This window comes from Janthinobacterium sp. PSPC1-1, from assembly GCF_049897625.1.
GTDB classification, from domain to species: Bacteria; Pseudomonadota; Gammaproteobacteria; order Burkholderiales; family Burkholderiaceae_D; genus Janthinobacterium; species Janthinobacterium tructae.
In genome coordinates this window covers 706,513-731,504 of the sequence record NZ_JAFCWP010000001.1, presented here as the reverse complement: position 1 = coordinate 731,504, position 24,992 = coordinate 706,513, and the positions used below count along the sequence as shown (strand labels likewise).

The following is a 24,992-nucleotide window of genomic DNA, read 5'->3' as shown; positions in this document are numbered from 1 at the left end:
CGAGGCATGATGAAGCTTGTTCCCGATATCAGCCTGGCACGGCTGAAAAGCGGCTTGTTCTGGCGCACCTTTTTGCTGCTCGGCACCTTGACCACGGTCAGCATGATCACCTGGATCGGCATGATTTCCGTCATCCAGCGCGAGCCGCAGGCGCAGCAGATTTCCGCTCAGATCATTTCCGTCGTCACCATCACGCATGCGGCACTGACGCACTCGGCGCCCGAGCTGCGGCGCGAGCTGCTGTTCGACCTCGTCAGCAATGAAGGCATCCGCATCTTCTCGCTGGAAGAGGACGACCGCATCGAGCCGCCGCCCGACAATTACCTGATGCCCGAGATCGAGGCGCAGGTGAAAGCCAAGCTGGGCAAGGACACGCGCTTTTCCGCGCGCGTCAACGGCGTGGCCGGTTTCTGGGTCAGCTTCAAGATCGACGACGATGAATACTGGCTGATGCTGGACCGCGAGCGCCTGCGTGGCCTGACGGGCTTCCAGTGGCTGGGCTGGGCCAGCCTGGTGTCCCTGCTGTCCCTGCTGGGCGCAGCCATCATTTCCAGCCTGATCAATCTGCCGCTGTCGCGCTTGACGGCGGCCGCGCGCGACATCGCCAAGGGCAAGCAGCCGGCGCCGCTGCCGGAAAAAGGCCCGATCGAAATCATCGAGGCGAACCGCAGCTTCAACCAGATGGTCGATGATTTGAAGCAGGTGGAATCGGACCGTGCCGTGATTTTGGCGGGCATTTCGCACGACTTGCGCACGCCGCTGGCGCGCATGCAGCTGGAAGTGGAAATGGCCAACCTGTCGGACGAAGCGCGCGAAGGCATCCAGTCCGATATCGGGCAGATGGACGCCATCATCGGCCAGTTCCTCGACTATGCCAAGCCGACGGAAACGTCGAGCTTTACGGACGTTGACCTGAGCGGCTTGCTGCTCGACATGACGCGCGAAGCGATGCGCCTGCCGGACGTGAAAATCAACGCCAGCATCGCCGAAGGCGCGCATGCGATGGGCAACCCCACCGACTTGCGCCGCGTGCTGAACAACCTGATCGAGAATGCGCGCCGCTATGGCAAGACGCCGGACAGCGACGTGACGGAAATCGATATCGCCTGCCATGTGCGCACCAGCCACGGCGTGAAAAAGGTGATCATCGAGGTGCAAGACCACGGCACGGGCGTGCCGGCAGAAAAGATCGAGCAACTGATGAAACCGTTCACCCGCCTCGACACGGCGCGCGGGCAGGCAAATGGCGCCGGTCTGGGCCTGGCCATCGTCGACCGCGTGCTGCTGCGCCATGGCGCCGAATTGCAGGTGCGCAACCGCGAAGGCGGCGGCCTGGCGTTTCAGATCAGTTTGCCAGCGGCGTAAAAATAATCGGGCCTGCTCACTCCGGTGTTTGCGCCAGCGGTGCAGGCGATGTAGGTCGGATTAGCGGGAACCGCGTAATCCGACAAGAACAGCCAACAATGTTGTCGGATTACGGCCTTACGGCCTAATCCGACCTACGCTGCCCCACAACGGTCAAACCGACGCCGCTTCCTGCGCCAGCAATTTATTCATCAACAATTCCGTCGCCCCATAGCCGTAGAGGGAATCGCTTTCCATGCCCGGCGTATCGAAGGGGATCGATTCCTCACGGTTCAGCTTGGCAGGGTCGGCATCCGCATAGCTGGCACGCCAGGCGCGCTGCAAGGATTCATTGCGGCGGATAAAGGCCGGCATGGGCCAGGCATCGCGCTCCCAGTGGGGGCTGTCGCCCAGCAGGGGCCAGCGCTCGTTGAGCAGGGCCATGTCGCCCGTGCGCAGGCGGCGCACGGCCTGTTCCGGCCGCAAGCCTTCCAGTTCTTCCAGCGCAGGCAGGCTGTCGCGCTTCGGCCCGAACATATACGCCAGCATGATGCGCCCGGCGGGCGCGCGGCGCGCCACCACGCCGACGGCATAGCCGCCGCCCGGCAAGGGCACAGCAAACCAGCTGCCTTCCCGGTATGGTAATGATTTCATTTCTGCAAACTCCCCCAAAATCGTGTTCGGGGCACAGTCTACGCGAAGCAAGGGCTATGTGGCGCATGGTACGCCCCAGCAACAAACCAATAGTTACACTATTTTCTCGTCATAGTGATACTGGGCAACAATCGGCCCCGCCTTGAACAGCGCTTCCTTCATGGCCGTATCCAGGCGCGCGTCGCGGCGGCGCATCCATTCGAGCAGCATGGCCGCTTCCTTGCGGCTGGTGTCGCCCGCATGCGCGAGCACGCGGCGCAGTTCCGGGTCCGTGCACGCCTCGAAACGCTGGCTGTTCAAGTCCAGCGCGTGCAGCGCGGCGATGGTGGCGCCGATGGCGCGGTGCATGTCGAGTGCCGTGGCCGGCAAACCCGATTCTTCCAGTGGGACGGTGGTCATGCGCATTCCTTTTCGCGTGGTGGTGACATCGGCTGCATTCTCCACCGCGCGGGCGAAAAGCTCAAGCGTCCACGACACGTTTCCACCCGTTCGGCCATAATCATGACTCAGCAACAGCCTAAACCTCGGCAGCGGGAGCCCCATGTTCAATTTCGACTTTTACAATCCAACGCAAATCCTCTTCGGCCAGGGCCAGATCGCCGCCATCGCCGGCCTGATCCCGCCGCAGGCGCGGGTCCTGATGACCTACGGCGGCGGCAGCATCAAGCGCAACGGCGTCTACGATGAAGTCAGGGCGGCGCTGGCCGGCCACACGGTGCTGGAATTTGCCGGCATCGAACCCAATCCCAGCTATGAAACCCTGATGCAGGCCGTGGCCCTCGTGAAAAGCGAGCGCATCGATTTCCTGCTGGCCGTCGGCGGCGGCTCCGTGGTCGATGGCACCAAGCTCATCGCCGCCGCCGCCCTGCATGAGGGCGAGGCGTGGGACATCCTGGCGAAAGGCGGCAAAATCGTCGAGGCCGCCCTGCCCTTCGGCACAGTGCTCACTTTGCCGGCTACCGGTTCCGAAATGAATGGCTCGGCCGTGATTACGCGCAAGGCCACGCAGGAAAAGCGCTCGTTCATGAGCCGCAAGGTGTATCCGAAGTTCTCGGTGCTGGACCCGTCGAAAACGTTCACCTTGCCGCTGCGCCAGGTGGGCAATGGCGTCGTCGATGCGTTTGCGCATGTGATGGAACAGTATCTGACCACCCCCGTGAACGCGTCAGTGCAGGACCGCTTCGCCGAAGGCATCCTGCTGACCCTGATCGAGGAAGGCCCGAAAGCCCTGTCGCACCCGGACGACTACGACGTGCGCGCCAACGTGATGTGGAGTGCCACCCTGGCCTTGAACGGCCTGATCGGCGTGGGCGTGCCGCAAGACTGGTCCACGCACGCCATCGGCCACGAATTGACGGCCCTGTACGAGCTCGATCATGCGCAAACGCTGGCCATCATCCTGCCCAGCATGCTGCGCGTGCGCAAGCAGGCCAAGCGCGCCAAGCTGCTGCAATACGCGGCCCGCGTCTGGGGCCTGGACGGTGGCGACGAGGATGGCCGCATCGAGGCAGCCATCGCGCGCACGGAATTCTTCTTCCGCCACATGGGTGTCAAGACGCGCCTGGCCGACTACGGCCTGAACCATGCCAGCGTGGACGCCGTCGTCGCCGCCCTGGAAGCGCACGGCATGACGGCGCTGGGCGAACAGCGCGAAGTGACGCCTGCGGTCAGCCGCAAGGTGCTCGAACTCAGTTTGTAGATTCGCACCACACTGTTGTAAAACGGTCAGCCAGCGGGACAGCTGGCCGTGCTTCATGCTAAGCTGTCATTTCGCTAGGGGTCCTGGAGCAGTCATCCGGGTGAGAGATACCCTTCGTACCTGATCTGGATAATGCCAGCGAAGGAAAGCGCAAAGTACCTCCCTCCTTTGATAGCTCCTGCGTTGGCGCCAGCCGAACAAGCAGCCTGCCGTGCTCTTTCCCTAGAGGCGGCTTGAACCACGAGCAATCTATGTCCACACCGAATTTATCTATTTCCGTTTTGACCCTGGCCATCCTGCACGCGTTTTCCGCGCCCGCCCTGGCCGCGAATGACACCGCAGAAGCGCCGGCCGACACGCAAAGCATGGCTGAAGTCGTCGTCACGGCCAGCAAGGCGCCTGCCGCCAAGCGCGCTTCCGTGGGCGGCTTTTCCGACGCGCCGCTGCTGCAGACACCCGCGTCCGTCACCGTCATTTCGCAAAAAGACATGCAGGACTTGCAAATACGCAATCTCAGCGATGCCGTCAAGCTCGACACCAGCATCAACGACGCCTACAACGCCGTCGGCTATGCGGAGCAATTTTCCATCCGTGGCTTCAAGCTCGACAACAATTCCAGCTACCGCAAGGATGGCGTGGCCATTCCCGGCGACACGCAAATACCGCTGGAAAACAAGGAACGCATCGAAGTCCTGAAGGGCCTGGCCGGCTTGCAGGCAGGCGTGGCCGCGCCGGGCGGCGTGATCGACTTCATCGTCAAGCGCCCGACTAGCGCGCCGCTGCGCACGGTCACCGTGGAAACGCGCGAGCGGGGCACCCTGTACGGCGCCGTCGACCTGGGCGGACGACTGGAAGACACGCGCTTCGGCTACCGGGTCAACGTGGCAGCCGAACGCCTGCGCTCCTACATCAAGGGTGCGGACGGCAACCGCAAGTTCATTTCCGGCGCCTTCGACTGGCAGATCTCGCCGCAAGCGCTGCTGCAAATCGATGCCGACTACCAGGACAAGGCGCAGGCCACGGCGCCCGGCTTCCAGCTGCTGAATAACACCACCTTGCCGACCGGCATCAGCGCCGACGCCATGCTCAACCTGCAGCCGTGGACGCGCCCCGTGGAAACCGTCACCAGCAATATCGGCCTGCGCTTCCAGTACGCCTTCAATGACGACTGGCACGCCACCTTGTCGGCCAACCAGCACTCGTTCAAGCGCGATGACTACACCGCCTTCCCGTATGGTTGCAGCGGGCAAGACCTGTACCCTGGCTTCTGCGGCAATGGCGACTATGACGTGTACGACTACCGCAGCCTGGGCGAGACGAAAAAGCCCCTGAGCGCACAAGCCATGATCCAGGGCAAGTTCGCCACCGGCGCCCTGCGCCATGACTTCACGGCCGGCGTCTCGACCTTCCGCCGCAAGGACCGCGCCGGCCTGTACGTGTACGACTGGGTGGGCGTGAGCAACATCTATCAGCCGCAGATCGTCGGCACGTCGCCCGGCGTCACGGGCCCCGTGCACCTGGTGCGCAAGGATACGGAAAACTCCGTCTTCGTGCAGGACATCGTCAGCCTGGCCCAAAACTGGAAGCTGCATGGCGGCTTGCGCCATATCAATGTCGACGGCTACCAGTATGTCTTGAAGGCCGACAAGGAAATCCGCGCCAAGCATGACTTCCTGCTGCCCAACGTATCGCTCGTCTACACCCCGCTCGACAATGTCTCCGTGTATGCGGCCTACTCGCAGGGCATGGAACATGGCGGCACGGCCGACCGCAAGGCGATGAATGCCAACGAAGAGCTGACACCCAGCCGCTCGAAGCAGATCGAATTGGGCGTGAAGATGGATGTGACGCCGGACTTCATGCTGGCGGCCAGCCTGTTCCAGATCCGCAAGGGCCTGGAATTCCAGAACGCCGCCGGCTACTTCGTGCGTGAAGGCCAGGCGCAGCACCGTGGCCTGGAATTATCCGCGCAAGGCAAAGCGACCCGCGACCTGAACCTGGGCGTCTCGCTGACGGCCCTGAACAGCCAGCAATCGAACACGGGCGAAGCGTCGCTCGATGGCAAGCGCGTACCGAACGTGCCCGCCTTCAAGGCGGCCGTGCATGCGGATTATGCCGTGCAACAGGTGGCGGGCTTGAGCGTGAATGGCAGCTGGGAATATGCGGGCAAGAAAGCGTTTGAGTACAACAACACCACTTTCGTGCCGTCGTACAACGTGTTCAACCTGGGCGCCGCCTACGCCACGCGCATTGCCGGCAAGACAGCCGTGCTGCGCGCCAGCGTCAACAACGTGGCAGACAAGTTCTACTGGCGCGACGTGACGCCGGAATCGGATGGTTATCTGTATCCGGGCGCCAGCCGCACGTTCAAGGTGTCGGCGCAGTTTGACTTTTAATTGAGGGAAATGGCAGGCGCTGCAGCGAGCGCCTGCCGCAGCAAAGGCGCCGCCTGTTCCAGGCGCGCCTCCAGGTTGTCGCGCAGCACGTGGTAGACGATGCCGCGCGCGTCGAGCTCGTCGAGCAGGTAGCGGTAGATCAACTGGCGCACGGCTTCCGACTCGCGCTGCAAGCCGTCGGCCACCCACGGGCTGTCGGGCGCCGTCACCAACGTCACATCGTACTGCGTGGCATCGGCCAGCGCCGCCAGCTGCGCGTCGGCGCCATCAAAATAATGGCGGCTGTAGACGGCCGTCATCAAGGGCGTGGTGTCGCAAAACAGGAAGTGACGCGCTTGGGCGGCGGCTGCCGCTTCGCGTTCGACTTGCGTACGCGCAATACCATACTGGTCGGCCGCGACGGGCACCCTGCCCTGCGTTGCCACGAATTCGCGCAAGTATTCCGGCACCCAGACGGTGCCGTAGCACTCGGCCAGGGCGGCCGCCAGGGTCGACTTGCCCGACGATTCCGCGCCCAGGATCGCCACGCGCACGCAAGGCGCCATCACTTGAGGACCATCGCATCGGGCGCGGCCGGTGCCGACTTTTTCCACGCCAGCAAGCCGATGATGGCCATCACGACGAAGAAGCCATACAGCACGGCCGTCAGGGTCAGGCCCTTGTGCAGGTACAACCAGACATACAGCACATCGACGACGATCCAGGCGATCCAGTTTTCCAGCTTCTTGCGCGACAACAGGAATTGCCCGACCAGGCTACCTGCCGTGAGGAAACCATCCGCATGCGGCACGTCCGTGTCCGTCGTCGTCAGCAGCCAGGCAATCAGCAGGAAACCGATCAGCCAGCCCGCGGCGCAGGCCAGCCAGCCGCGGCCATCGAGGCGCGTGACGGGCAGGATCTTGCCGCCGCTGGCTGGATGCAGCCACTGGTACCAGCCCCAGAACGAGACGCTGATGAACAGCAGTTGCAAGGCCATGTCGCCGTACAGGCGCGACTCGAAAAACACGAAACCGTAGGCGGCCGAGGAAATGATGGCGAACAGCCACGCCCAGTGATTCTGGCGGATATTCAGCGCAACGGTTGTCAGTGCCAGGACAAAGGAAATCAGTTCAAGCGGCGTGGTGGCAAAACCCAGCAGGAGAAGCGTATCGTTCATGGGAATCGTGATGAGGCTGGTGGCGCAGTATGCAATACCGGCCATGAATAAGCAAGATTGCCCGCGCCGTCACGCCCCTTCCCCCTCAGGCAAAGCCACCCTTGGCGGCGCGCGCCAGCGAACGCTGCACGATCAGCTTGTGGAAAGGCCGGATCAGCAGGATATAGGCGCGCCCCACCCAGTTGTGGCAATGCACGACGCTGGCCACGGTCACGCAGCCATGCCGCCCCGTGTCGCGGTTGCGCAGCACCGCCAAGCGGAAGTCCAGGTGGCTGTCATCCTCGCCCACGATGATCTCGTCGTCGCTGACGGCAAAGATGCGGAAGATACCGATGCGTTTGCCTGGCCTGGCTTCCATCTGCTTTGCCGTCCGGATGCCGAAGCGCGCCACGATGGCGTCGCGCAGCACCATCAGGCTCTGCGCCCAGCCCGGCTGGCTGCCCAGCAGCTGGCGCGCCAGGCTTTCCATGTCCAGTTCGCGGGCGCGCGCAGTCGGCAGGTCGACGGCATACGCATCGGCCAGGTTGCTGCCCGGGTACAAGGGGGCGATGCTGGCGCCGGGCGGCAAGGCCACGGCGCGGACGGCGATGTTCATCTCTTGCATGTGCTCTCCATGTGTTCAGTGATAACATGGCCATCATACACGACAATGTGAACAGCGATAACATAGAATGACAACAACGAGCACCTATCACCACGGCAACTTGCGCGACACCCTGGTCGCCACCGCCATCGCGCAACTGGCGCAGCAGCACGACGCCGCCCTGTCGCTGCGCGAACTGGCGCGCACGGTGGGCGTATCGATCGCCGCCGTGTACCGCCACTTCCCCAGCAAGGAAGCCTTGCTGGCCGATGTGGCGGCGGCCGGCTTCGCCAGCCTGATCGCCAAATGGGAAACGGAATTGCCGCCGCCGGGCAGCCTGCCTGCCGAGCAGCGTTTTCAGCTGCTGGGCCAGCAATACATCGAATTCGCCCTGGCAGCGCCTGCCCACTACCGGCTGATGTTCGAGCACCAGGACGTGCGCCAGTTCCCCGCCCTGCAGGAAGCGGCGCAAGCGTGCTTCCAATATGTGCTGCAGACGGCCGGCGCCGCCGTGCGCGAAGCGGGCCTCGATGCGCGCTGGGACAAGGCCGCCGCCAGCGCCGGCTGGTCGCTGGGGCACGGCTACGTGATGCTGCTGCTGAGCGGTCGCTTGGTCATGGCGGACAGCGGCGACGAGCTATCGCCAGCGATGGTGCCGCGCTTTTTTCAGTTGCCGGTGGCGGCGTTGCGGCAGGCGCATCAGCAAGCGGAAGAAAAGCCGTTATGACTGCAGAAATGAACATCGCCAGAGGAGCCGACTGATAATGCAGGAAATGCAGGATCCCATGGACTCATCTACTGTCCCGGGCACCGAGGGCTATGCAGAAAACGCAGGGCAGCTCATTGCACGATACGACAACGTTACATTCCTTGATAAATACCGGCCCGTCAGTCATCTCTTGCCGACGATATCAAGCGCCGTGCTCGACATCGGCGCCGGGACAGGCGGCGACGCGGCGTGGCTTGCAAGCTCAGGCCACAAAGTGACCGCGCTTGAGCCCGTTGCAGCCTTCCGCGAGGCGGGCATGAAGGCACATGCCCTGGCCAACATAGAATGGGTGAACGACAGCCTCCCAGCTCTTTCCACGCTAGGAGCGCGTCCTGCCAAGTATGACCTTATTGTCGTCGCGGCCGTCTGGATGCATCTGGCAACGGAAGAAAGGATCGAGGCGATGGGCAATATCAGCAAGTTGCTCAAGCCCGGCGCCATGCTCGTCATGTCCCTGAGGCATGGCCCAGCCCCTGAAGGCCGTCGCATCTTTGATGTCTCTGCCAATGAAACAATAAACCTCGCGATGCAATATCAGCTCAAATTGATGTTGAGTACGCAGGCGCCATCCGTTCAGCAGCAGAATCGCCAGGCGGGGGTAAGCTGGTCCTGGATTGTCTTTGAGAAATGATTCGAGCTGAAGCAGCGTGCGCCAGGGCGTTGACAAGGCGCGCATTCAGCCGAGGCTAGCCATTATTTTTTTGAAACACCATTATTTATGCATGACATATCGATAGATACGCTCTCCGTGATTGCCAGGCAATGCATTGCGGTGACATGCCTGCAACGCTTTTTCCAGCGCTTTGATATTCACCATCCTGCATTGTCTGCGTTCGCCAGGCACGTGTGGGAAGTGGCGCAGGTCGAGCCTGGGGATTTTGCAGCCTGGGAACGCGGCTTTGCATCCTTGGCAGTGACGGGCATGGGAGACCCCTGGCCGGAGGACGTACGCATGGCCATACCCGGGCACCTGCTTGGCGCGCTGGAGGAACTTGTTCAGCACGTGCTGGAAACGAGCGCCTGCACCTGGTATGGCGATGACCTTCCAGCAAGCAGGCAGCAGCTGGAAGCCGTCATTGATATCTGCGGCAAACATGACGTGGCGGTGCCGCAGCTTGCGCACTATGTGCAGCACGATGCGGCGCTGGGCGGCGGCTGGGGGCCGACGCTGACGGACGGGGAAATCATGCGCTGGAAAGCCCTGATATAGAAGGCGGCCGGCAATGGCGGCGGATGCTCACGTCAGGAGACGCTGGCGCACCTGCTCGAGCAGGCGCTCCTCTTCATCCGTATCGGCATCGACTTGCGTGACCACGGTCCAGAACGGCGTGCACGTCTTGATCTGCTCGAAACAATGGCTCGTTTCCAGCCGCACCATGGTTTTCCTCAGGCTGTGCAGATAGCCCTCTTCGATGGCGCAGAGCAATTCGTCATCAGCAGCGTCGATCAGCTCGCGCAGCGCACCTTCGATCCTTGCGTGGCCCTCCTCCCACAGTTGACCAATTTCCGGTACATCGTCTTCCATGCACTCGTTCGACCAGTCCGGAGGATAGTCATCGCGCTCCCGGTTATCGGGATCGGTGTCAAAGCTCAGCGAAAGGGATGGGAACGATACGGCATTGAAGGCAAAGGCTGAAAATGGCTGATCCTTGAAAGCGGACGCGCCCAGCAGCGCCAGCGAGGCGCTGGCCAGCCTGAACCAGGTTGCTTCAACGTCATAGGCCGTTTCAAATGCGTGCCAATCCGGCGGCAAATCGGAAGTCTGGGGCATGGGAACCTGTCGAAAAAGAATAGCGGTAAATGGTAAAGCAATTATACGTGGCACTTCCCGCGCGGCAGACGGCAGCATGTGTGCAGTGCGCGCATGGGCGCCAGCGGACGGTTTATCTCTGTGGCAGGCTGAATGACTTGCTGTACTTGCTCATGATCTGTTTGATCTCACCGCTAGCCGAGAGCTTATCGAGCGCCTCTCTCAGTGCCCGAGTCGTTTCCGGCTTTGCGGTTTTCTTGGAAACAAACAAAATGAAATCATTGCTACCCAGGACGAGCGGAACGCCTATGTCTTCCGGTTTCACGCCGGCCATGTACGCGCCGTAAAACAGGCCCATACTCGATCCCACCCCCGCGTCCAAACGTCGCATTGCCAACATTTTTGCCATGGTGACATAGTCATTGACGGGATACTTCTGGATCGCATTGTCGGTGTCGAATTGCTCCACATATTTGCTGGTGCGTACCACGCCGACGGTCTTGCCGCGCAATTCGCTCAGCTTGCTGTAGTTCTTGCCGGATGGGCCCACGAGGATGATAGGCATGGACACGACGACGCCTGCCGGCACGGCGCCGCGCGTCATTTGATCGTTGCCGAAGCGTATGGTCATGTCGGCGCTCCCGTTTTCAATATCGGCGGCGGTTCTGGGATAAGGGACAAGGGAATTGGTGTAGCGCAAGCCTGCAACTTCCGCGATGCGATTGCCGATTTCGTACATCATGCCGGTGGGGTGGCCGTCGCTCCCCATAAATCCCCATGGTGGGCCGAGAATGGTGGCAATCTTGAGCGATTCGCCGAGCGCCTGGCCAGGCAGCGCCAGCAAGATAGCGAGAATTGCAAACAGCCTGACAACTTTCATTTTCATCACTTTTTTAGATGCGTGAATTCCATGGATCCCGCGCATAGTGTATGCCCGATTGGCCTAGATGCACTACATGCCGATCAATTTTCCATCAGCTTTGTGCTGCTGGAAGGGCCGCGCCTGGTGCGCCGCCCTATCCGATTTCAGGAAGGGATATATCCATCAAATTCCACGTCACCTCGTCGTCAGGCAAATCGAGCAGCCAGTCGCGGTGCGGTTGCGGGAACGGCGCGCCCTGGGTCAGCCAGGCCTGGCGCCAGTACTGGTTGACGATGGCCTGCAGCGGATGGTCGGCCGCTACCCACGGTTGCCAGACGCCGCTGACCGGACAGGCTTGCCCGCAAGCACAGCTCAACCATGACTCGGGCCGTGCCACCTCGCGCAGCAAGCCGTGCACCGCGCGCGGTTCCACTGCCCCATGGTTGTGCCGTATCGTCAGGCACTGCTCCCATGTCACCGCGCCGTAACGGCTCTTGCCAGCGGCATCGAGCACGCTGAAATGGCGGAACTCTTCGTCTTTGCGCAGCAGCCGGGCCGGCTCCGTCAAGCCCTGCCCTTGGGCGGGTTGCCAATATGCGGAAAATGGCGCGGTCGGCGCATCGCTGTGCAAGCCGGCGGGACGCAGCGCATAGTCGGCGGCCAGGAAATATGGCTCTTTTGAAAGCGACGCGGCGCTTGGCTGCGGGATGGCTGGCGGTGGACGGACACCCATGGCGGCGTCGAGCAGGCTCTTTCGTTGACCATCCCACGGCGGCAGATCGGCCGGTGGCAATGGCAAGATTTTATCGAGGTTGGGAAAGCGGCGATTGGGGTTGAAGCCGAGGGCACGATTAAGTACCGCATAACGTTCACCGCGAGCCTTGTCAATGAACGGCACTAACATATCGGACATATTGAAAGGTTGGCTGAACTCTATTGAGAGATCGCGTGCGCACTGCGCGCAACCCAGGCGGACACCTTCATGTAAAACTTTTAGTGCGCGGTCTTTTGTTTCTGGCGTCCGATGATCGCCAATTATTGTGCCATCTGCAGTTCTTGGCGCAGCATATAAATAATATAAATCATATGCCGCTGGACCATAACCTTGGGCAACCGCACACTCCAGCATTTTGGTCGCTACAGGAATGTTGCCCCACATATCAATACCTGGGTGATCCTCTCCAGCAGTCAATTTTTCGCCGAGAAACCCCATTGCCTGTGGATTCCCCATCTGCGCCGCCTTTTGCCAAAAGGCATAAGCCCGCGTGATGTCGCCATTAACGCCTGTGCTGTTCGCATAATACGTTCCCATCCGGTCATATGCCGCCGGAATCCCGAGCCGCATCGCCTTTTCCACCAGTTGCACCGCTTCTTCCTCGCCATATAAAGGATCGCGCCCTTCCACATACAGGCTGGCCAGATTGAGCATCGCCTTCCAGTGCAATCGCTCTGCCGCTTGACGCGTCAGAGCGACGATTTTTTTGTAATCGCGGTCTTCCACGGCAATTTCGGGATCTTCCATGGCGCGCGCTTCGAGGAACCAGTCCTCGGCTTGCGCATCGATGGGCGGTACCTTGCTCGCCTCGGTTTCACAGATAAAATCCGCTACATGGGGATTGAAAAGCGGCAAACTTTGGTTCCGTGGCAGGACTTTGTCGTTAGGCATTTTGCAAGCAATCAAAGGAACAAAGAGAATAACTGCCAACGCAAGAAATGGCAGGCGAAAAGATACGGCATTTTTCTTACTCATGATCAACCCAGACGTATGGTGGAGCTGCGTTTGTCTTCCAATGGCAGCAGGAAACCAGTCATTTTCTTGAAAATTGCAGTTTCGGATTTGTTGAATTTTTTCTTGTGGTTTTCCTTCATAAGTTTTGTCCAATTTTCAAACGCCAATGCAATCTCCGCCTTCGTCCCCCCCCCTCCATCGACCAATCCCCCGCTATGCATGCGCCACACCCGATTGCGCAAATCACTGGCCACGCGGCGGTCGATGGTGGCGATATTGATTTCGCTGTCGACGGCCATGCTGCGCTGGTTCAGGTTGGCGCTGCCCAAGGTCATGAACACGTCGTCGACCAGCATCAATTTGGAATGGATGTAGATTTCACGGTAACGCCAGCGGTCCTTGTCAAACGCGCTGACATTGAGCATGGCCACCGATACCTTCAGCCCGAATTCGCTCTCGAGCGTCATCACGCCGGGTTTGTTGATGCCGTTGGAGTGCTGCACCACGTCGGGCAACTGGACTTCGGCCTCGGCCGAAATGCCGAATCCTGCCCTGACACGCCGGGTTTTCGGTCGCTTGTTGTAGTCGTCGATCATGGTGTTTTGCCCCGTCATGCCAGCGTGCTGCCCCAGCGCCGCCAGCGTATCGTGGGTGCGCGGCACCATCTGCGCGCGCTCCGGCACGGGGATGACGATGAATACGTGCATGACCGGCATATCTTCAAGACTCTTGCCCGCCTTGACACTGCCGGCCTTCCAGGCGGCGACCACCTTCTTGCGCTCGGCCAGCAAGTGCCGGGCCCATTCTTCATACTGGAAATACTGGTTTTCCACATACAGGTAGCCGGCCGCCAGGCTGGCCTGGGTCACCGCGCGAAAATAGGTTTCCTTGATCGTCTTGTCTTGTTCCTCGGGCTGGGTCAGGACGATCTGCACGGTGGAGTCGTCCGGCCCGGCCTCGCGCAACAGCTGGGACGACGGGTTTTTACATGACGAATACCAACTCACGCATTCCCCGGCGGCCTGATGGGTGCGGTCGTCGATCGCGCGGTCCCATGCCTTCACGAAATTGTTGTACAGCGCGATCAATGCCTTGCCACCGTCGATGCGGCAGGCATAATCCTGGTACGGTTTCAGCGTGGAGAACCCGCCGTCCGCGGCCATTCCCTGCAAACACTCGCGCCGCTCGTTGGCCCCGCCCTGTTCGCGGCGCGTGTCGTCGAGCAGATGGGCGGTCGTGTCCCAATAATCGGTCACCGAGTTCAGGCCCATTACATAGCCGACGGCCTTGGATCCCTTTTCGTGGGAGAAATCGATCAGGATCGTCTTCTGGTGATGCGTGCCCAAGTAGCTCATGCCAGGCTTTTCAATTTCCCCCATCGTCAAGCCGTGCGGCTGGCTTGTTTCGGTCGCGATACTCTTGCCTATCGCATGGCTGTTGCCGTGCCGCAGGTGAATCGTCAGGCGCCCCAACAAGCCATGGAACGCGGCCGCATACCAGCTGTAGCAATATTCTTCACGCGCCAGCATCGGGATATCCTCGGGCCGGACCCTATCACCCCTGTAACCGCCGCTGAACATCTCTTTCCTGGCGACCGCGTCCTGCAACATCGCCAGGCTGCCTTTTGCGCTGATGTTCTCAAAGCGCTGTCCACCGGTTTTCCACGGCGAGGTGCCATGCGAATGGCCCGGCATATTGTGCACCATCGGCGAACCGATCCGGTCATGCCAGATCAGCAGGCGCACCCTGAGGTGACGCCGCGTGGTGGCGTCGATCAGCAAGTCGCCAAACGTGTCGCCACGCGGCCAGGTGGCGCTGTTGCCGCGCACCAGTTCCATGCCCGGATCGAAACCCCAGCAGCACAGGTCGATGGAATCTTTAGCCCTGGCGATCTCGGCGGCGATGTCGGCGAACCCCTCCTGTCCGCAAATGAACAGTGTCAGCTTGTTGTTATGCGTAATCGGATGAGTGGCCTTGCCCTTCAGGTTGCGGTTTTCCAGCAGCCACTGGAGCGAACTCGTCGCAGTGCGTCCGACTTCGTCGATGTGAGTGGTTTCGATGCGGCCGCTCGATTCCGGCATGGCGCTCTCCCGTCAGTGTGGTGAATTATTGAACCCCGCGGCCATCGGCGGTGTCGTCGAATGCGCGCAAACCGCGGTTCGACAGCTTGTGTTCGCCGTCCTGCGCCGCGTTCGGGTCGAAGCGTGCGCTCGCCAGCAATGAAAACTCTTCGCCATTGCCAAGGACGACACGGTAGCGCGGCGTGCCATCCTGGTGCGCGATCAGGATGCGGCCGAATTCGTCGGTCAGGCCTTGCTCGACTTCGGCCTCCCCGTTGTACAGCGTGTACGGCACATTGGCGTACTGGCCGCCATCCGCATGGGCCTGTATCGTATGCTGCAATTGCCCCGCTACCGGCGCGATGGGCGGCTCCAGCTCCGGTTGCGGCCGGTTCTTGGGCGCCAGCGTTTCCAAGTTTCCATGAAACAGCGTCGGCGACGCGGTAAAAAACTGTACCTTGTCGCTAATTTCAAGCATGCAATCGGCGCCATGCAGGCGTACGCCTTTGCGGCCGCGAATATTCACCCAGTCGGCCTGGCTGATCAATTCCAGAACCTTGTTGGCGACGATATCGACCGCATCGGTTTGCGCCGCGATCTGCACCGGGCCAGCTGCGGCGATCAGTTTCATGCCAGCCTTGTGGACGAACAGGCGCAGCGCTGCGCCGATGCTGGCGAACAGGCCGCCGCCGGCCGCCAGCGACAGGTCGCACCCGGTCGTCAACGCGGTGTGCTCGGCGCTGGCGATGTGCGTCGATTGCGCGGTCGTCGTTTCGATACCGGCCGGACTGGCCAGCACCAGATGCGGCTTCGATAATTCGGAAAATGCGTTTTCGCCACTGCCGCCACCGCCCTTGATCCCGGCATGCTGGGCTTTCAGCACATCGGCGGCGGCGCCCTGCTGGGCGGCGCTTTCTTGCGCGCCGTAATGCTGCGCCAGGGCGGCAAGCGCCTTGTGCCGCTCAGCAGCCTCGGCCAACCGGCGCAAGGTTTCATCCATGCTCTTGATATGCGAGGCGGCGCCAGGGCGCGCTTCGGTGGTCAGCAACATGCCGCGACCGGCGCGCGCCACGCCCCAAGCGTCTGACGCCAGTTCCCAGCCCTCACCACGCGCATCCTTGCGCCCGCTGGCGTCTTCGATGCGGCTGATGCAGCCGAGCGACAATTGGCTGTGCTGATGATCGCTTTTCAGTTGCGCCTGGATGTGCTGGTGCGTATCGTCGAGTACCAACTGGTTGCCGCGCACGCCGTAGCCGCCGCCAGGCATCAGCTCGGCGCTGCGCCAGCCGCCCAGTACGCGTTGCCCCGGCAAATTCCACGGCGGCGCATGGTTGCCGTTGTACACCGCGCCGACGATGACGGGACGGTCGATATTGCCGTCGAGAAACTGAATCAGCACTTCCTGGCCGATGCGCGGCAACGCGATCTGGCCGAAGGCCTGGCCCGCCCATGGCGTCATGACCCGGATCCATGGCGAACTGCCCGCGTCGAACTTGCCCAGCCGGTCCCAGTGGAATTGCACCTTCACCCGGCCCAGCGCGTCGGTATGGATGGTTTCGCCTGCCGGACCGGTGACGATCGCCGTCTGCACGCCGGGCAAGGCACAAGGCGTGCTGTTGAACTGCCGCCCCGGATACCAGCGAATGCTCTTGCGGATGCAGCGAAAACGGTTTTCATAATGCGACTTCGCGCCCATCCCTGCCTGGTAATTGTTGCTGGCGATATGATCGACCGACAAGATCAGGTATTCGCGCGAGCCGATGTCCGGGCGCGCCGCTTCACCTCTGGCGGGCATGGCTTGCTTGCCGCTGAAGTGTCCGCCCAGCGTGAAACTGCGCCCGGCCTGGGCGCAGCGGTGATTGCCGCCCGCTTCGAAGTATTGCGCCTGGCAGTTCTGCTCCTCCAGGCGGCGTTGCGCCAGCGCTTCGCCAGCGCCCATGTCGGCATAGCCATAGCCGGTGTTTTGATACAGTTCATGGGCAAACACGTCGCCCTGCTGGTGCAGCGCATAGCCGCTGGCGCGGCTGGCATACGGCTGCTTGTAGTTGAAGCTGGCCAGCGTGAGCGAGCCTGAAGCGATCTTCCGTATTGCCTGCCAATCGCGTATGCCGTCGCCCTCCTGCGAGCCCGCGTCGCTGCGAAACACCATCTCGTCGGCTACACTGGCATCGCCGTCGCCTGGATCGATGCTGTCGCTCAGCCAGGTATTGTCGCCCAAACAGAGCGTATGGCCGTCGGCGCGATGTTCATACCAGTAATGGATACCCTGGTCTTCCCAGCGCCGGTGCAGATGGTTGTAATCGGTTTCATTATGCTGGTTGGCACAGCTTAATATCGCTTTTTCCTCATGCAGCCGGTTTTGCCAGTCGCGCTGCAAATAATGATCGAAGGTCGTTTCGCTGATGTCGACGACCGTGCGTTCGTGGAACGAAACGTTGTCCATGCGCAGCCTGGAAAACGCCAGCCAGGGTTGCAGCACCATCTGGTAGAAAGCGAAACCGCCATCGCTGCGCAACAAGCGAAATTCGCCGACGTAACCATTAAAATGGCGCAAGCTGCCGTCATCGCGCACCATCGAAATCGTGACCATGCGTCCCATCATCGCTGTCAGGGGAACGTGGAGATTGTCCGACAGCAGTTCGACGTCGAAGCGGAAGTCGCGTGACATTTCCTCGTGTGCCCGCAAACTGTTGACCAGCAGCGCGGTATCGGGTGGACCATCGTCGCGCGGAAAATCCATGCGCAGCAAGCGGCTATCCTGGACTCGCCAGCCCGCTCCGAAAAGGCGCGCCAGATCGGCTGCCAGCTCGCCATCATCCATCTTGCCCCCTTCAAACTTGTTCCCCTGGCTCATGCTAACCATGGTGAACGCTGGCATATTGATGGAACTCAAACTAGTTGCCCATACGCAAAAAAGCCGCATCGGCCCTGCGGCGGATGCGGCTTGTTTAGCGTCGAAAATTACTTCTTGGCAGCTTTCGGATACTTGATCGTCATTTCCTTGAGCAAGTTATCCGCATGGTCCACTTCCTTCATTACCCACAGCATGTAGCGGATGTCGAGGTGGATGGCGCGCGTGATGGCTGTGTCGAAGTACCAGTCCTTGGTGATCGATTCATACGTCGAATCGAAGTTCAGGCCGATCAGCTCGCCACGCTTGTTCATCACGGCCGAGCCGGAATTGCCACCCGTGGTGTCCGCGCTGGTCAGGAAGTTGACGGGCACTGTGCCCAGCACCGGGTCGCGGAACTGGCCGTAGCGTTTTTCCTTGACGGCATCGATCAGGCCTTGCGGCGCTTCGAACGGGGCCTTGCCAGTGACTTTCTCGACGATGCCTTCCACGGTGGTGAACGGTCCCTTGCTCAGCCCGTCGCGCGGCGAGTACGGCGATACCGTGCCGTAGGTCACGCGCAGGGTCGAGTTGGCGTCAGGATACACCGGCTTGCCTTGCGACTTTTTCCAGGCAATCACGGCTTGCATGTATTGCGGAATCACGCGTTCCAGGTTACCGTCGATTTCCTTGCGGCGCTCTTCCAGCGCCAGTTCCACCGGCTGCAGCTTGACAGCCAGCTGCATGAAGGCATCGTCGGAGCGGGCCACGGCAGCCTGATCCTTTTCCAGCCAGGCCAGGCGCTTGGCCGTGTCAGCCAGTTGCGTCTGCTGGTACAGGGCCGGCACGGCCGCTGGCGCCGGCAGCAGCGCGTCCAGGCCTTGCGGATGGCTCTTCGCGGCCAGTTGCGCATAACGCTTCAGGCCCGCCGCAAAACGCGCCTGGTCGACCTGGTTGACATACGACTGTTCCAGGCGCGCCAGACGGGCCTTGATGAAGGCCAGGTCGCGCTGCTGGAAACCCGATTCGCGCTCGGCGTCCGCTTTCTGGCGCTCCAGCGACAGGCGGTAGATGGTGCGCGCGCTTTTCAGCAAGTCGCTGTTGGTGGCCACGGACCAGGCGAACTCTTCTTCGCTCAAGGCCATGTCGCTGGCGATCGCCGCGTCCAGTTCGGCCAGCAGGGTAGCCGACACATTCGGCTGCTTGGCGTACCAGGCGCGGAACTCGGCATCCTGCACGTCCTTGATGGCGGCGATGTCCTTGCGTGCAAAACCGTCGAGCAAGCCCTGGGTTTTCTTCAGCACGTTGTTGATGCTTTTCACCACGCTGGCATAGCGCACAGCAGCGGCCGCGTCGCCATTGGTGGCGTCGGCCATCACGGCCAGGTCCGCTTGCAGTTCGGACACTTTCAGGGGGAAGGCCGTATCGCGCGCGAAGCGGATTTCCGCCGGCAGCTTGTAGCGGCTGGTGCGGCCGGGGTAGCCCGCCAGCAAAATGCCATCGCCGGCTTTCAAGCCTTCGGCCGAGACCACCAGGAAGTCCTTCGATTTGTATGGCACGTTGTCGGGCGACGGATCGGCCGGACGGCCATCCTTGCCCACGTAGGCGCGCAGGAACGAGTAGTCGCCCGTGTGGCGCGGCCATTCGTAGTTGTCGATGTCGCCGCCGAAGTTGCCGATCTTGTCCGATGGCGCGTACACCAGGCGCACGTCGCGTATCATCATCTGGCGGATGCGGTAGTACTCGAGGCCGCGGTGGAAGGCGGGCACGGAGCAGCGGTACATCTTGTCCGTTTCGCATTCGGCGATCAGGTCCTTGATGCGCTTTTCCACCGCTTCGTGGCGCGCGCGGCCCGTCATGTCGGCCGTCAAGCCTTTCAGCACGCGCTCGCTGACGTTCTCCACCTTGTCGGTGACATACACGAGGCTGTTCGGACCGCCCGGCAGCTCGCCAGCGCGCGTCTTGGCCAGAAAGCCGTTGGTGATGTAATTGTGTTCCGGGGTGGAATTGCGCTGCACGGCGCCATACGCGCAATGGTGGTTCGTCACCACCAGGCCCGCGTCGGAGACGAAAGCGGCCGAGCAGCCGCCCAGCGAGACGATGGCGCTCATCGGATGCTTGCTCAGGTCGGCCAGTTTTTCTGCAGGAATTTCGATGCCGACCCGTTTCAGTTCGGCTTTCAGCTGTGGCAGCTGGTGTGGTTGCCACTGCCCTTCGTCGGCGTGTGCGCCGGCGAACGCGCCCAGTAAGGCGACTGGTAAAACGATTGTTTTGAACAAGATATGCCCCTCCATAAATAGCAGGCGAAAGTATAGCCTGTCACAGGGGCCTGAGTCGGCAAAAATTAACGCATTGCAATTTCTGTATCAGGCGGCCGGCCGCCCCGCTCCCGGCAAGGGAATCTGCAGGGACAAACGGCAACCGGCGCCCGAGGCCGGCATGCCCACCTCGAAGTGGCCGCCCAGCGCCGTGACGCGCTCGGCAATGCCGATCAGGCCAAAGCACTGCTTCTTGCGCTGCTGCTGCGGCGTGATGCCGATGCCGTTGTCGCTGATGACCACATACACGGCGCAGGCATCCGAACTGAGCTCGATCTCGACCTGGCTGGCCTGCGCATGGCGCATGACGTTGCTGAGTGCTTCCTGCACGATGCGGAACAGCACGATCTCGACCTGGCTGCCGATGGCGGCAAACAGGGCCTCGTCGCGTATCAGCAGGCGGCAAACGACGCCGCTGCGCTTGCGGAAGTCGCCTACCTGCCATTCAATGGCAGCCTGCAAGCCCAGGTCCAGCGCCATCGGGCGCAGTTCGTTCATGATGCCGCGCACGCTCTTGATGGTGGTGTCGACATTGCTGAGTACGGCGCCAACGCGGCGATGCAGGCGCGGATGGGAACCTTCCGTGCGCGCGCTGAGCATGGAAATATCGATGCGCAGCGCCAGCAGGTTTTGCCCCAGTTCATCGTGGATATCGCGCGAAATGCGCTTGCGCTCGTCTTCCTTGGCCGTTTCCAGGTGCAGCGCCAACTGGCGCAGCTGCGCATGCGACTGGCGCAACGCGCTATCCATCAACTTGCGCTCGGTAATGTCCGTGTGCGCCACCACCACGCGCAGCGGCCCTTCGCCGAGGAAACGGCTGATCCTGGCCTGCGACCAGCGGGGGCCTGAGCGCGTGGTAAATTCATACTCGAGCGCAAACGTGTCGGCCGTGCCCGCAATCACGGAGCGAATGCCGGCGGACAGCTCGCGTCCGGCGCTGCGCTGCCAGCGCGGGTCCGTCTCGCAGAATTCCAGGTACTGCAGCGGCCGTGGCGTTTGCCCGACGAAGGCCAGGCACGCCTGGTTGGCATGCACGACGCTGCCGGCCCGGTCCAGCACCAGCACCCGGTCCGTCAGCGAATCGATGGTGGCGTGAAAGAAGCGCTCGGCATCGCGCAAGGCTTCCTGTGCCCGCTCGCGCTGCTGCACTTCCAGCTGCAGATGCTGGTTGGCACGCAGCAATTCAGCCGTGCGTTCGATGACGCGCTGGTCCAGTTCGCGGTGCAACTCGCGCAAGTCCGCCTCGGCCAGCTTGCGCTCCGTGATATCGGAAAACACGCCGACAAAGTGGCTGATGCTGCCATCCGGGCTACGCATGGGCGTGATCGACAGCGACTCGACGAAGCGCTCGCCATTCTTGCGCCGGTTCACCAGTTCGCCATACCAGCTGCCATCCTGGTGCAGGCTGCGCCACATGGCGGCATAAAAATGCGGCAAATGCGTGCCACCGCCGAGGAAGGACGGATCGCGCCCGATGGCTTCCTCCGCCTGGTAACCTGTGATGGTGGTGAAGGCGGGGTTGACGGAAATGATGCGGTTGGCGCTGTCCGTCACCAGCACGCCTTCGCGTATGCTGTTGAGGATGACGAAGGCGCGCCGCAAGGCCGATTCGCGCGCATGCTCGTCGCCCAGGTCCGTCACCAGCATGCGTGCCGTGGCACTGGCCGCGTCGACATTGGCCTCGATGCGCACCATGCCGCCCATGCCGCCCGCTTCGCCTTCGAACAGTTGCGCCTCGAGCACCTGGCGCGCGCCGCTGGTAAAGACGGCTTCGAGGAAGCTGCGGAAACTGCCTTGCGCCTGGGGCGCGACGAATTGCTCGAAGCGTCGCCCCAGCAGCTGGTTCTTGTCGCGTTGCAACAAGCCGCAGGCCGCCACGTTGACACGCGTGATGACGCCCTCGCGCGCCAGGGAAAAATAGCTGACGGGCGCCTGTTCATACAGCTGCGCGTAACGGTCGCGGCTGCTTTCAAACTCATTCTTCAGCTGTTCCAGCTCGGCCAGGGCCGCACTCTGCATTTCCAGCTCGATCTGGCTGACCTGCAATTCATGCAGCTGGCGCATCACCTCTTCATTCGACTGCGGCGGCGCTACGGACTGGCGCTGCAGCGCCGCCAATTGCTCGGCTTGCTCTCGCAAGCTGGCCGGTCCGCTCCCCTCGTCGAATGGTTCGCTCATGACGCGCTCTCTCCTGCTTTCCCGTCTGCCGCGGCGCCGGACTGGATTTGCCGCAACTGGGCTTCCAGCAGTTTCGATTCTGTAATATTGATGAAAGTCACCACCACGCCATCGATCACATTTTCCACCGTACGGTACGGCATGATGCGCACGTTGTACCAGCGTCCCGTCTTGGTTTCCACTTGCCGCTCGCAAAACACCAGACTGCGGATCACTTCCAGCGCGTCCGCTTCCAGGTTCGGGTAGGCCAGGTCGTTGACGATGTCGCTGAGCGGACGGCGCAAGTCCGTCTGGATCAGCTTGTAGATTTGCGTAGCCGGCGCCGTGAAACGGCGGATGCGCAGCTCGCTGTCGAGGAAAATGGTGGCGATATCGGTACTATTGAGCAGATTTTTCATGTCGCTGTTGACCAGCGACAAATCATCGACCTTCGATTGCAGCTCGGCATTGACGGTGTACAACTCCTCATTGAGCGACTGCATTTCTTCCTTCGACGTCGTCAGCTCTTCGTTCGCCGATTGCAGTTCTTCATTGGTCGACTGCAATTCCTCGTTGGCCGATTTGAGCTCTTCGCGCGAGGTCTGCATTTCGTCGCGCACGGTCTGGATTTCATTGCGCGCCTGGATCAGCTGCTGCTCCAGCTCCAGCATCTTGGGACTCGCCGAGCGGCCCCGGCGCGGCGTAGCCGCCAGCGGCGTGCTGGCAAACGTGACGAAGACCATGCCGCAGAGCGCTTCAGGCTGGCGCAAGGCTTCCGCCGTCAAGTCCACGCCCTGCGCCGGCCCTGTGTGATCCTTGAGCACCAGGCCTGTCAGGCGCACCAGGCTATCGCTTTGCAGCGCCTGCGTGATCAGCCCCGCCAGCTCGTAGCGCAAGCCCTCGCGCGCCATCGCGTGGATATTCCAGTTGGCCTTGCCAGCCGCCGGCTCCAGGAAGGCGCCCGTGCGGCCGTTGATGTACAGGATATCCCCATCCTGGTTCAGCAGCACGGCCGCAGGCGAATATTTCTGGAGCAATAATTGCTCGACATGGGATTGGATTTTTCCGGGCATGCTGACGTCTCTCGTGTCGCTGGGGGGAGGAGGAATGGCCGACGATACCTTCGTGGGAAAGTACGTCAGCAAGCGCTGGCGAGCCAGGTTGTCGAGGCGCCGGTACAGCCGGGTCGATGTGGTCAGCGGCGAAAACAGCTCGGAAAAATGACCGGGCGTGTCGGCGCTGCCCAACAGTAAAACGCCATCGCGGTTCAAGGCGTAATGAAACAGGGGAATCAAGCGCTGTTGCAGCTTAGCATTGAGGTAAATCAACAGGTTGCGGCAGCACAGGATATCGAGCTTGGTGAACGGTGGATCGGAAATGACATTTTGCTGAGCAAAGATGATCATGTTGCGGATCTCTTTCCTGACCAGGTAATCGCTCTTGTCCTGCATGAAAAACCGTTCCAGGCGCTCGGTCGACACTTCGCTGCTGATCGTTTGCGGAAAACGGCCCTGGCGCGCGCGGTCGATGGCGTCGGCCGACAGGTCGGTGGCAAAGATCTGCAGGCTGTATTTCGACGGCGGGTTGCTGCTGGCCACCACTTCATGGAACACCATGGCCAGCGAATAGGCTTCCTCGCCCGTGGAACAGGCCGGTATCCAGGCCTTGAAGGCGCGCCCGTCCGGGTGGGCCGCCAGCATTTGCGGCAAGACCACCATCTTCAGGTACTCCCACACCTTCGCGTCGCGGAAAAAATTCGTCACGCCGATCAGCAATTCCTTGAACAGCAGGTCGATTTCCGCAGGATTGTTGCGCAGATAGGGAATGTACTCTTCCATCGACGTCATCTGGTACAAGCTCATGCGGCGCTCGATGCGGCGCAGCACCGTATTGATCTTGTAGTCCGAGAAGCTGTTGCCCGTATGTTCGGACAGCAAGGCGACAATTTCCTGCAATGCATTGCGTCCGCTCGGCTCCTTGTCCGGCAACGCCAGGAAGCTGCTGCGAAACAGGTAACTGACGATCTTTTCCGGCATCTTGTCGGGAAAATCGACGAGGTCCACCGCCTCGGCGGCGATGGCGCTTTGCGGCATCATGTCGAACTTGGCCGAATCGGGATGCTGCGCCATGGTCAGGCCACCGGCCTGCTTGATGGCTTGCATGCCGCGCGTGCCGTCGCTGCCCATGCCGGACAGAATCACGCCCACGGCCAGTTCGCCCAGCTCGGCCGCCAGGCTTTCAAAGAAAGCATTGATGGGCAGGCGGTGGCCACGCAGCTGCAGCGGCTCGCTAAGCACAAAGTGTCCCTTGGACAGGCCCAGGTCCGCATTGGACGGGATCACATAGATATGGTTCGGCTGCAGTTTGGCGCGCTGCGTGATTTCCGTGACGGGGATGCTGGTGGCACGCTGCAGCAGTTCCGGCAACATGGCTTTTTGCGTGGGATCCAGGTGCTGGATCACCACATAGGCGATGCCGCTCTGCGGCGACACATGCGTCAGGAAAGCGACAATCGGATCGAGACCACCGGCCGACGCGCCGATGGCCACCACGGGAAAATCGATGGCGGCCACCTCAGGCGCTGGAGCTTTGCTGTGTTTGCTGCGTGTCATCGTCGGCAAGAATGCAGCCACGGCACGTGCGCCAGGCTGGCGGATGAATAATCTTGCATTCTAGCACCCAAGG

General features: G+C 61.4%; 19 protein-coding genes and 1 riboswitch. Of the genes, 6 read left to right on the top strand and 13 right to left on the bottom strand.

Annotation, left to right across the window (positions count from 1 at the left end):
- The first annotated feature begins 6 nt into the window (after window positions 1-6).
- On the top strand, window positions 7-1,365 hold the full coding sequence (locus tag ACP7EG_RS03285; RefSeq protein ID WP_426086408.1) for an ATP-binding protein: 1,359 nt from the start codon (window positions 7-9) through the stop codon (window positions 1,363-1,365).
- Window positions 1,366-1,518: 153 nt separating this feature from the next.
- On the opposite strand, the gene ACP7EG_RS03280 is transcribed toward ACP7EG_RS03285, so the two are convergent.
- A complete protein-coding gene (locus ACP7EG_RS03280) occupies window positions 1,519-1,998 on the bottom strand; it encodes an Imm26 family immunity protein (RefSeq protein ID WP_426086407.1) in 480 nt (159 codons plus the stop codon).
- A 93-nt stretch (window positions 1,999-2,091) separates the two neighbouring features.
- Window positions 2,092-2,397: a hypothetical protein gene (locus ACP7EG_RS03275; RefSeq protein ID WP_243136503.1), complete on the bottom strand. Its 306-nt coding sequence runs from the start codon at window positions 2,395-2,397 to the stop codon at window positions 2,092-2,094.
- Between the two features lie 142 nt (window positions 2,398-2,539).
- Here ACP7EG_RS03275 and ACP7EG_RS03270 point away from each other — a divergent pair, with 142 nt between their 5' ends.
- Entirely contained in the window at window positions 2,540-3,697 is a 1,158-nt protein-coding gene (locus tag ACP7EG_RS03270) for an iron-containing alcohol dehydrogenase (protein WP_426086406.1), read from the top strand.
- A gap of 66 nt (window positions 3,698-3,763) precedes the next feature.
- Window positions 3,764-3,861: riboswitch (TPP riboswitch) on the top strand.
- 87 nt (window positions 3,862-3,948) lie between these two features.
- Window positions 3,949-6,093 (top strand): TonB-dependent siderophore receptor, encoded by a 2,145-nt coding sequence (locus ACP7EG_RS03265; RefSeq protein WP_426086405.1) that lies wholly within the window; start codon window positions 3,949-3,951, stop codon window positions 6,091-6,093.
- On the opposite strand, the gene ACP7EG_RS03260 is transcribed toward ACP7EG_RS03265, so the two are convergent.
- The 3 genes from ACP7EG_RS03260 to ACP7EG_RS03250 form a co-directional block, all read right to left on the bottom strand.
- A complete protein-coding gene (locus ACP7EG_RS03260; RefSeq protein ID WP_426087126.1) occupies window positions 6,090-6,638 on the bottom strand; it encodes an AAA family ATPase in 549 nt (182 codons plus the stop codon). The two genes, ACP7EG_RS03265 and ACP7EG_RS03260, sit on opposite strands and share 4 nt — an antisense overlap.
- Window positions 6,638-7,249, bottom strand: a complete 612-nt coding sequence (gene pnuC / locus ACP7EG_RS03255) for a nicotinamide riboside transporter PnuC (protein ID WP_426086404.1) — start codon at window positions 7,247-7,249, stop codon at window positions 6,638-6,640. The genes ACP7EG_RS03260 and pnuC overlap by 1 nt, the downstream gene beginning before the upstream one ends.
- An 85-nt stretch (window positions 7,250-7,334) precedes the next feature.
- Complete coding sequence (locus ACP7EG_RS03250; protein ID WP_426086403.1) at window positions 7,335-7,853, bottom strand: DUF2867 domain-containing protein; 519 nt, start codon at window positions 7,851-7,853, stop codon at window positions 7,335-7,337.
- Window positions 7,854-7,920: 67 nt separating this feature from the next.
- On the opposite strand from ACP7EG_RS03250, the gene ACP7EG_RS03245 reads away from it, so the two are divergent.
- The 3 genes from ACP7EG_RS03245 to ACP7EG_RS03235 all read left to right on the top strand — a co-directional run bounded on the left by ACP7EG_RS03245 (window position 7,921) and on the right by ACP7EG_RS03235 (window position 9,811).
- The gene (locus ACP7EG_RS03245) at window positions 7,921-8,559 is read left to right on the top strand and encodes a TetR/AcrR family transcriptional regulator (RefSeq protein ID WP_426086402.1); all 639 of its coding nucleotides are present in this window, start codon (window positions 7,921-7,923) and stop codon (window positions 8,557-8,559) included.
- Between the two features lie 58 nt (window positions 8,560-8,617).
- A complete protein-coding gene (locus ACP7EG_RS03240; RefSeq protein WP_426086401.1) occupies window positions 8,618-9,232 on the top strand; it encodes a class I SAM-dependent methyltransferase in 615 nt (204 codons plus the stop codon).
- Window positions 9,233-9,319: 87 nt separating this feature from the next.
- A complete protein-coding gene (locus tag ACP7EG_RS03235; RefSeq protein ID WP_426086400.1) occupies window positions 9,320-9,811 on the top strand; it encodes a hypothetical protein in 492 nt (163 codons plus the stop codon).
- Window positions 9,812-9,838: 27 nt separating this feature from the next.
- Here the strand turns inward: ACP7EG_RS03235 and ACP7EG_RS03230 are convergent, their stop codons facing one another.
- The 8 genes from ACP7EG_RS03230 to ACP7EG_RS03195 form a co-directional block, all read right to left on the bottom strand.
- Window positions 9,839-10,372 (bottom strand): hypothetical protein, encoded by a 534-nt coding sequence (locus ACP7EG_RS03230; protein WP_426086398.1) that lies wholly within the window; start codon window positions 10,370-10,372, stop codon window positions 9,839-9,841.
- 112 nt (window positions 10,373-10,484) lie between these two features.
- A complete protein-coding gene (locus ACP7EG_RS03225) occupies window positions 10,485-11,237 on the bottom strand; it encodes a substrate-binding periplasmic protein (protein WP_426086397.1) in 753 nt (250 codons plus the stop codon).
- Between the two features lie 130 nt (window positions 11,238-11,367).
- Entirely contained in the window at window positions 11,368-12,963 is a 1,596-nt protein-coding gene (locus ACP7EG_RS03220; RefSeq protein WP_426086395.1) for a tetratricopeptide repeat protein, read from the bottom strand.
- Window positions 12,964-12,965: 2 nt separating this feature from the next.
- A complete protein-coding gene (locus tag ACP7EG_RS03215) occupies window positions 12,966-15,023 on the bottom strand; it encodes a phospholipase D-like domain-containing protein (RefSeq protein WP_426086393.1) in 2,058 nt (685 codons plus the stop codon).
- A 25-nt stretch (window positions 15,024-15,048) separates the two neighbouring features.
- The gene (locus tag ACP7EG_RS03210) at window positions 15,049-17,856 is read right to left on the bottom strand and encodes a type VI secretion system Vgr family protein (protein WP_426086392.1); all 2,808 of its coding nucleotides are present in this window, start codon (window positions 17,854-17,856) and stop codon (window positions 15,049-15,051) included.
- Between the two features lie 107 nt (window positions 17,857-17,963).
- Window positions 17,964-20,111 (bottom strand): S46 family peptidase, encoded by a 2,148-nt coding sequence (locus ACP7EG_RS03205; RefSeq protein ID WP_426086391.1) that lies wholly within the window; start codon window positions 20,109-20,111, stop codon window positions 17,964-17,966.
- An 87-nt stretch (window positions 20,112-20,198) separates the two neighbouring features.
- A complete protein-coding gene (locus ACP7EG_RS03200; protein WP_426086390.1) occupies window positions 20,199-22,328 on the bottom strand; it encodes a PAS domain-containing sensor histidine kinase in 2,130 nt (709 codons plus the stop codon).
- Entirely contained in the window at window positions 22,325-24,919 is a 2,595-nt protein-coding gene (locus tag ACP7EG_RS03195; protein ID WP_426086389.1) for a chemotaxis protein CheB, read from the bottom strand. The genes ACP7EG_RS03200 and ACP7EG_RS03195 overlap by 4 nt, the downstream gene beginning before the upstream one ends.
- Between the last annotated feature and the right edge of the window lie 73 nt (window positions 24,920-24,992).